This is a genomic window from Flavobacterium degerlachei (assembly GCF_900106645.1).
In the GTDB taxonomy this organism is placed as follows: Bacteria; Bacteroidota; Bacteroidia; order Flavobacteriales; family Flavobacteriaceae; genus Flavobacterium; species Flavobacterium degerlachei.
The window spans coordinates 1-8,100 of record NZ_FNMV01000027.1 but is presented as its reverse complement, the minus strand read 5'-3'; the positions used below and the strand labels follow the sequence as shown (position 1 = coordinate 8,100).

The following is an 8,100-nucleotide window of genomic DNA, read 5'->3' as shown; positions in this document are numbered from 1 at the left end:
TGGTGTGTTCTTTTTTTTTCTTTCTTTTGTTTTTTTGTTTTCATAATTGGCTTGAATTTGATTCCCCTTTTGGTTTTCCTTCAACAATTTTTTTTAGCGGTACAACCAAATAAAATTCCAAAAACAAAACAAATTTTCCTCATATGCGCTACTGTTTGAATACTTTAAAAGCTTTAAATACTTTGACCTCTCGGGAACCCCAATAAAACCAGTGCTTTACAGCTTGAAAGGAAAGTTTTTATAAGCGAAAGGAAAGTTTTTATAAGCGAAAGGAAAGTTTTTATAAGCGAAAGGAAAGTTTTTATAAGCGAAAAGAAAGTTTTAAATAAAGTGTTTCTTTTAATACTTTTCTTTTTATATCTTTGAAAAAACTTACAAATTTAAAGCTATGGAACTTTCAAGAGTTACTGATGAAGCATTAGTAAAACAACATAATACAATAACGTCAGGCCGTTATGATTTTTCAGCTTGTCAATTAGATGTCCTTTTTATGCTTTTAGCTACTTTAAATGAAGAGGACGAAATGGGAAAAGAATATCATATTCGAGTAAAGGATATTGAGCTAATTACAGGTAGAAAATGGAATTACCAACAATTAAAAGATGGAAATGAAAATCTATTGTCCAGAGTTTTTGAAATTCAAATGCCTAAAGGGTTAAAACAAATTGTGCTTTTTAATGAAGTTCAATACCTTGATGGTACAGGAAGTTTTTATATGAAAATAAACGAATCGGCTCGTCCGTATTTTTTTGATTTAAAGAATAATTTCACACTCTTAGAATTGAAATCTGTCCTTTCATGTACTTCAAAACACGCAAAACGCATCTATAGTTTGTGTTGTCAATGGAGAGGAACAGGTGGTCAGCGATTTGATTTAGGAGAATTTAAAGAAATGCTCGGACTAAAAGATCCAAAAGGTAAGCAAGCTGAACAATACTCTAAAGTTAGTATGTTTAAAAGTGAGGTTTTAGATCGAGCAAAAAAACAAATTAATGAGAATACTAATATTACCTTTGATTATGAATTAAAGAAAATAAGAGGACGAGCATTTGATACAATTATAATTTATTGTGGAGCTACTAAGCCTAATCTTGCTCAGATGGAAATTGATTTTAGAGGAGATATAGAAAAGCAGAAGAAAAATGCTGAATTACTTCAGAAAATTGAAAATATTAAAGCTATCGGAATACGTGATGATTTAGCGGAGCTGTGGGCAGTTAAATATTGGAAAGAGTTTGTATCCGAAAAAAACAACCTAATTGAACAAATGCAAAAAGGTAAGGCGATTGAAAATAAAGCAGCCTATTTAGCTGGTGTTTTTAAAAAGAAAGGGCATGTTTAATCCACAATTATAAATGTCATACGAATAGAAAGACTATTAGAGTAATAAACTTTGTCCTATTGCTATATATTAAGCCTATACCCCTTAAATTAATTCCAAAACACATTCTTGGATTTATATTTTGATCTACTAATAAATTAACTAATAAGAAAAATAAAATGATTGTCGCTTCTATTATTATAATTAACTTCAATACAGCACCATTAACCATTCAAGCAATTAAATCAATTGAAAAACACGTTATTTCTTTAGAAAATTTTGAAATAATAATTGTTGATAATTCAAGTGAAAATTCTGATTATCTAGAATTAAAAAATAGTATTGATAAAATTAAAAACTTAAACTTAACGTTATTAAAAAGCAAATTTAACTTAGGCTTTGGTGGAGGCAATACGCTTGGCGTTCAATACGCAAATAGTGAATATTATGTATTTATGAATAGTGATGTAATCTTAAAAGAAGATTGTATCACAACAATGATTGAATTCTTAAATAAGAACAAGCATACGAGTATAGTTGGATGCCAAGCCGTAAATGAAAATAATGAAAAATTCAAAGGATTCGATTATGGCTTGAGTCTTAAAAGTGAAATTTTCAGTAATTCATTATTGCAATTCATTAATAAAAAAAAGTACCCCTCTAGAATTGTAAATTCAAATGAACCTATGGTTGTAGATGCCGTCGCAGGTTCATTATTTACTTGTGTGGCAACAGACTTTGTGAAAATTGGTGGATTTGATACTAATATGTTCCTTTATTACGAAGAAAAAGATTTAGCCTTTCGGGTAAAAAACTATTTAAAAAAACAGGTGGTTTTGATTCCGAAGGCACAGTACATTCATTTAAAGGGAAAAAGTACCAAAACCTCACAAAGCTTATATAATGAGCTGAAAATTTCTCAATTTTATAGCATACAAAAAAATTTAGGTTTTATAAAATACTCCTTTTTTTATATTCTACACTTATTTATTTTTCTAATTAAAAGTCCTTTCAGTAAAAAAAACCGAGGTTATTTATTTTTACTTTTGAGTGGTATTTCAACTGCAAAGTCAATTAAAAACAAGCAAATAAAGTTATAAATAGTTAAAATTATTTAGCCTTATAAAAAGGATTAAGTTTCAAGTCACTTAAAGGTATAATACTTCTTAAAACTTCATTTTACATGGCTTTTATGTGTACAACCATGTCTCAAATCACAAATTACTTTGTAAGAAAAAAGTCGTATTTAAAAGGAATTTAGTAGAGATTAATATTGATTTTGTTATATTATTAATTACTTAGGAATCCAATCATATTTTAAAAAAAAAGAGGCTATCTTTTCAGACAGCCTCTTTCAATTTATAACTAATGTCCGATTAATTATTAACCGTTACTTTAAAGGAAGACATTTGGTCATTCCAAGTATTTCCTGGTCCACATCTATAGCCTTTTAAATTTCCCTCATACCTTTCTAAAGGAACTGCGAAGCTTATTGATCTTCCACCATAGTTTGGGTCTCTAAATAGAGTGACCGTATATTTATTATAAGTACCAACTTGAATATAAAATGCACTTGCCTGATCGTTGTATCCATAAGAAACCCCCACATCCGAATCAGATATGCCATTATCATACACCGGATAGGTAAAAATATTACCTCCATTATCTCTATTGTTTTGATAAAAAATAATTTCACCATCATTTATCATAGAGGATTTTGCTGTAAGGGAACTTGAAGATGAAGAATTTTGTCTTAAATTTAAATTTTCTTCTAAATTTTTATAATTATCATAAAATTGAATACTTTGATCTTTATTTACATAAGTTGCTAACTCTTTATTTGTTTGTAATTTAGCATACACATTGTTGGCTATTTGACTTTCTAATACCAAAGATGAATCTTTACTAAAAGTATACGTAGAAGAGTATGATTTACCAGCATATGTGAAATTTATAACATTTTGAACATCTACATTTTTTTTTAGACCTGCGTCTAAATTAGATGATAAATCTTCCTTATCATTAGTACAAGATAATAAAGAACTAAAGACCAAGGCAAAAATAATTATTTTTTTCATTTTTCTAATTTAAGGTTAAGTATTAATTTTAATTTCAAATATAGGTTTTTATCTGTTAAAAAATAATTAATTTTTTAACAATTTTTAAAACTCTACAAATGTTTGTTAACTTAAATATAAAAAAACACTTATATTTATTGTAAATATAAAACTACTTTTTAGGCATTTCTTTAATCTCACCGTTCTTTTTCTCGTAACGAGAAATATGTTCCTCCAATGCTTGATTAATTATATCTTTAATTAAAACCCTATCCCAATAAGCTAAAGCTTTCAATTTCTCTAATAAATCTTCATTTACAATAAAAGTAGCTCTCGTTTCTTTTGCTTTAGTTCCAATTTGAGAACTCTTCGTAATTTCTTTTTTAGCTGCTTTTGGTTCTTTCGGTTCTGCGGTTGGTTCGCTTGGTTCGCTTGGTTTGGTATCGCCAAGCAACGAATTTAAACCGCCTGAAAAACTTTTCTTTGCCATAACTTTATATGTTTGTGTTTACTTAATAATATATGTTTATTTATATTACTATGTTTACTTTCGTTTTAATATTTCCTTAGATAATGCTAAATAATCCTCTGCTCCATTACTTTTAGAATTATAACGGAAGATGTCTAAGCCTTGTGCCGGCGCTTCTGCTAATGCAATGTTATCTCTAATTTTAGTTTTGAAAACTTCGCTTTTAAAATGCTCGTTGATTGTTTCAAATACATCACGATTCAATACTTTTCTTCCATCGTATTGCGTGATAAAAACACCTCCAACTTTCAAAGATTTGTTTAATCTGCTTTTGATTTTTTCGACTACTTCTACCAATTTTGAGAGTCCTTGCATCGCTAAAAATTGCGCTTGCAAAGGAATAATAATTTCGTCAGCTGCAGTAAACGAATTGATGGTTAAAAGTCCTAAAGAGGGCGGAGAATCGATAATTATATAATCGTACTCGCTGCGCACATTCTCTATTAATTCTTTCAAGATATATTCTCTTCCAGGTTCTGAGCTCAATTCGATTTCTGCTCCAGATAAATCCAAAGTCGAGGGTACAATATCCAAATCTTTAAGAATGGAAATTGGCTCTAATTTATATTCGCCTTTCAAAGAACCGTAAATAGTTCTCTCTTGATTTGTCAACCCTAAACTTTGCGTTAAGTTGGCTTGCGGGTCTAAATCAATAAGCAGTACTTTTTTTCCTAATTTATTTAAACCTGCTCCAATATTAATTGCAGATGTAGTTTTTCCCACTCCGCCTTTATGATTGCTTATACTTATTACTTTTCCCATTAAGCTGTTTTTTAGTTTCTTAACAAAGATAGTAATTTATGTTTACTTAGTAATTTATGTTTATCTTTATTACTAAGTAACTATTTATAGAAGTATTAAAATGAATTATATTCGCAATTTACATTTTGAAAAAGATAAAAATAAATCTATATAATTATGCTGTAGTAATGAAAAATATAGTGTTTTTAGCTAAAAGTATTAGGGGAAGAAAGAAGTATTTATTTCGGGAAATATAAGCACGTTAAATCCCATATTTACTGGGTTTTTTATTTTTATAACTTTTATTTTACGGCATGACTTAAAAAAAGAGTTTTACTTCCCAATAGGACTACCTATTTATTAGAATCGTAATAAATAGGTAGTCCTATTGGGAAGTAAATTACAGAGTACTGTTTAAATTTGAAGATAACCCTAACGATTTAGAGAAGAACCTAATAAATTTTTATTATGATACCAAAAATGAGAAATGTCCACCCAGGGGCAATATTAAAAATGGAACTGGTTGAGGGTAGAAAATTAAGCGTAAGTGAAATTTCTAAAATGTTAGATACTACAGAAACCAATATCTCAAAAATTTTAAACGGTTATGCATCAATTTCGCATAATATGGCATTAAAAATTGAGGCTGTTTTTGGAGTTTCAGCAGCGTTTTTTATGCGCCTACAAGCGACTTATGATTTAGAAGAAGCAAGTAAATTACAAGCTTAAATTTAATCAAAAAAGGATTGTGCTATTAGTTGTATTTTGCGCTTTGCTCCGTGTGGTTCTTCCCACGGATCAAACTCTAAAATCGATTTAAAATATAAATCTTTGCTGTTCTGCTTCCATTGTTCGTCCTCTGGGTCAATAAATGCACCGCCTTTAAACCGTTCTTTATTGGTTTTAGCTTTCCATTTTCGCTCAAATAATTCATTTGAAAAGGGGTGAAAATATTCCATACTTTTTATAAATATTTCATGCTTTTTCTCCTCCCTTTTTGATTAACAAAAGGGAAGGAAAGCAAGATAAATGTACAATAGTAAATTAAGAATATAACTAAATTCCTAATTTCATTTTTAACCATTCAATGATTATTGTGGTGATTAAATTTATTAAAATTTCAGCAATTTTTAGCAAAATTTTTTTAATTTTTTGTTTTGTTTTTTTCTTAAAATTCATAGTTTTTGTTTTTAATATTATTATGCCCTTTAGGTCTTATTTTTTTATTCGCTGTTTACTATATATCGTTTTTCAAATAGTTTAAATCAAAGGTTATGTTTCTTCAAAAAAGAATCTGTGACATAAAATTTAGTATGTTCCCCAGCTTTATTTATAAATATCTACCAAGTCTGAAAAAAAATATTTTTTTTTAATTTTTTTCAAAACTAATATTCTGACTCATCTTAAAAAAGGACACGTTTTTTTGATAAATGAAAATGAAACAAAATTTAAGATTATATTTGTATTTATAATTGCGTGGTATAGCCTATTAGACTTCGTGCCGAAGTCATAGGCAAAAGGGACACCCTTTTGAAACCCGAAAAAATGAAATTTTCAATTTAATTTTTTATGCCCTATGGGAAAACAATACGCTGTTTTACATGTACAAAAACATTCTTCCACTGGAGGGAATTTAGGTAATCATATCGAGAGAGCTGAAGGAATGAAACACACCTACCCACATGCTAACCCTGAAATGAAAAAACATAACAAATCATTTAAAACAGGGTATGAAGGAATGAGCTTAGGTAAGGCCGTTTTAAAGAGAATTGAGAAAGGTTATACTGGGAAAACTGCCATACGAAAAGATGCCGTTAAATTTCTTTCTTTGATTTTGTCCGGCACTCATGACCAGATAATGAAAATTAATCAAAGTGCGGAATTATACACTCCTTGGCTTCGTGCCAATGAAGCCTTTTTGCAAGAAGAATTTGGTAAAGAAAACATTGTAAAATTAGAGTTACACCGAGATGAAAAAACACCTCATTTTCATGCAATTGTAGTTCCATTAACCAAGGATGGCCGTCTTTCTGCTAAGGAAGTGGTAGGAGACAGAAATAAATTGAAAGCATTTCAGGATAGATATTCTGAAAAAATGAAGGCTTTTGGACTCGAGCGAGGAGAAGAAAACTCAAAAAACAATCATGTTACCACCAAAGAATTCTATGACGAACTGGAGAAAACTAGAAAAGAAGTTGAAAATTTAGATTTAGATAGAATTCAATTAATTCCAGCAGCTCAAAAAACTCAAATGATAAAAAAATACGCTAAAACTGCAACATTAGATTTAAACTTAAAAGAGCTGAAAAATTCCAAAAACAAAAGATTTAGACAATAATTTTTCCCCTTTTGGTTACTTTCAAAAAAGCGTATCTTTAAATACTAAAAATTAGCAGTATGAAAAACACAAGAAATTTAGAGGAATTGATGCGAATTTTAGGATGTCATCTTAAATTAAAAAGAAATGAACCTAAGCCCAAACGATATTTTAAAAGAAGTGGGGGGTTCTGAGCAAGATTTAAAAGCAATTGAAAATGGAACTGGTGGTTAAATTGAGGATTTAATGAAACTACTAGTTACCTACGAAATGACTGACCAAGTTTTTAAGTTATTCCCCGCCATAAAAAACCCGTCAGAAAATTATTGGTATAATGATCTTATCGATTTTTAAAATATTTTTCACTAACTTTGTACCTAAATGGTACACTTAAAAAATAAAAATTATGATAGTGATCAGTAGTAGAGAATTTCGAGATAATCAAAAAAAATATTTTGATTTAATAGATAAAAATGAGCAAGTAATTGTTCAAAGAGGAAAGAATCAGAGCTATAAATTAGTAGCTGTTCAGAGGGAGGAAACTCTGTTAACCGAAGCGGAATTTTATGCTAAAATAAACCATTCCTTGAAAGAAAGTCAGCAAGGTAAAATAACAGAAATAAAAAGTTCTGAAGATTTTAAAACCTTACTTGGGCTATGATTTATAAAATCAACTTTACCGATGAAGCTTTAAGAGATATCGAACGCCTAAAGAAAAGTGGAGACAAACGAGTATTAAAGAAACTCGCTTCTTTTTTTATAGAACTTCAAGAACATCCACGCACTGGAACTGGACAAGTTGAGCAATTAAAACACTACAACGAAGAAATCCTTTCCAGGAGAATAAACAAAGAGCATCGTTTAGTTTATAAAGTTCAAGACGAAATTATAACAGTCCTAGTTTTAACCGCTTTTGGTCATTACTTAAAATAAAGCGTTTTAAGACGTTATTTTTGTTTTTATTCAAATTTACACGTTAGAGCAAATAAGAGTGATCCAAGGCTTTAAAAAGCGCCAAATTTCGATCCTCCCGCCCCCCTTGGTGTGTTCTTTTTTTTTCTTTCTTTTGTTTTTTTGTTTTCATAATTGGCTTGAATTTGATTCCCCTTTTGGTTTTCCTTCAACAATTTTTTTT

At 29.4% G+C, this 8,100-nt stretch carries 10 protein-coding genes; 6 read left to right on the top strand and 4 right to left on the bottom strand.

Annotation, left to right across the window (positions count from 1 at the left end; all coding sequences use genetic code 11):
- Nucleotides 1-388: 388 nt before the first annotated feature.
- Nucleotides 389-1,342, top strand: a complete 954-nt coding sequence (locus BLV91_RS16690; protein ID WP_091435338.1) for a replication initiation protein — start codon at nucleotides 389-391, stop codon at nucleotides 1,340-1,342.
- Between the two features lie 158 nt (nucleotides 1,343-1,500).
- Nucleotides 1,501-2,421 (top strand): glycosyltransferase family 2 protein, encoded by a 921-nt coding sequence (locus BLV91_RS16685; protein ID WP_091435336.1) that lies wholly within the window; start codon nucleotides 1,501-1,503, stop codon nucleotides 2,419-2,421.
- 276 nt (nucleotides 2,422-2,697) lie between these two features.
- Here the strand turns inward: BLV91_RS16685 and BLV91_RS16680 are convergent, their stop codons facing one another.
- The 3 genes from BLV91_RS16680 to BLV91_RS16670 all read right to left on the bottom strand — a co-directional run bounded on the left by BLV91_RS16680 (nucleotide 2,698) and on the right by BLV91_RS16670 (nucleotide 4,669).
- Nucleotides 2,698-3,399 (bottom strand): hypothetical protein, encoded by a 702-nt coding sequence (locus BLV91_RS16680; protein WP_091435334.1) that lies wholly within the window; start codon nucleotides 3,397-3,399, stop codon nucleotides 2,698-2,700.
- Between the two features lie 151 nt (nucleotides 3,400-3,550).
- Nucleotides 3,551-3,868 carry a hypothetical protein gene (locus BLV91_RS16675; RefSeq protein ID WP_091435332.1) on the bottom strand — a complete coding sequence of 106 codons (318 nt, stop codon included), beginning with the start codon at nucleotides 3,866-3,868 and terminating at the stop codon, nucleotides 3,551-3,553.
- 54 nt (nucleotides 3,869-3,922) lie between these two features.
- Nucleotides 3,923-4,669: a ParA family protein gene (locus BLV91_RS16670; protein WP_091435330.1), complete on the bottom strand. Its 747-nt coding sequence runs from the start codon at nucleotides 4,667-4,669 to the stop codon at nucleotides 3,923-3,925.
- 459 nt (nucleotides 4,670-5,128) lie between these two features.
- Here BLV91_RS16670 and BLV91_RS16665 point away from each other — a divergent pair, with 459 nt between their 5' ends.
- The gene (locus BLV91_RS16665; RefSeq protein ID WP_175514034.1) at nucleotides 5,129-5,377 is read left to right on the top strand and encodes a HigA family addiction module antitoxin; all 249 of its coding nucleotides are present in this window, start codon (nucleotides 5,129-5,131) and stop codon (nucleotides 5,375-5,377) included.
- A gap of 2 nt (nucleotides 5,378-5,379) precedes the next feature.
- Here the strand turns inward: BLV91_RS16665 and BLV91_RS16660 are convergent, their stop codons facing one another.
- Nucleotides 5,380-5,607: a hypothetical protein gene (locus BLV91_RS16660; protein WP_091435327.1), complete on the bottom strand. Its 228-nt coding sequence runs from the start codon at nucleotides 5,605-5,607 to the stop codon at nucleotides 5,380-5,382.
- A gap of 617 nt (nucleotides 5,608-6,224) precedes the next feature.
- Here BLV91_RS16660 and mobV point away from each other — a divergent pair.
- The 3 genes from mobV to BLV91_RS16645 all read left to right on the top strand — a co-directional run bounded on the left by mobV (nucleotide 6,225) and on the right by BLV91_RS16645 (nucleotide 7,898).
- Entirely contained in the window at nucleotides 6,225-6,986 is a 762-nt protein-coding gene (mobV, locus tag BLV91_RS16655) for a MobV family relaxase (protein ID WP_091435325.1), read from the top strand.
- A 385-nt stretch (nucleotides 6,987-7,371) separates the two neighbouring features.
- Nucleotides 7,372-7,626 carry a prevent-host-death protein gene (locus BLV91_RS16650; protein WP_091435324.1) on the top strand — a complete coding sequence of 85 codons (255 nt, stop codon included), beginning with the start codon at nucleotides 7,372-7,374 and terminating at the stop codon, nucleotides 7,624-7,626.
- Nucleotides 7,623-7,898, top strand: a complete 276-nt coding sequence (locus tag BLV91_RS16645) for a Txe/YoeB family addiction module toxin (RefSeq protein ID WP_091435322.1) — start codon at nucleotides 7,623-7,625, stop codon at nucleotides 7,896-7,898. Before BLV91_RS16650 ends, BLV91_RS16645 begins: the two co-directional genes overlap by 4 nt.
- The last annotated feature ends 202 nt before the right edge of the window (nucleotides 7,899-8,100 follow it).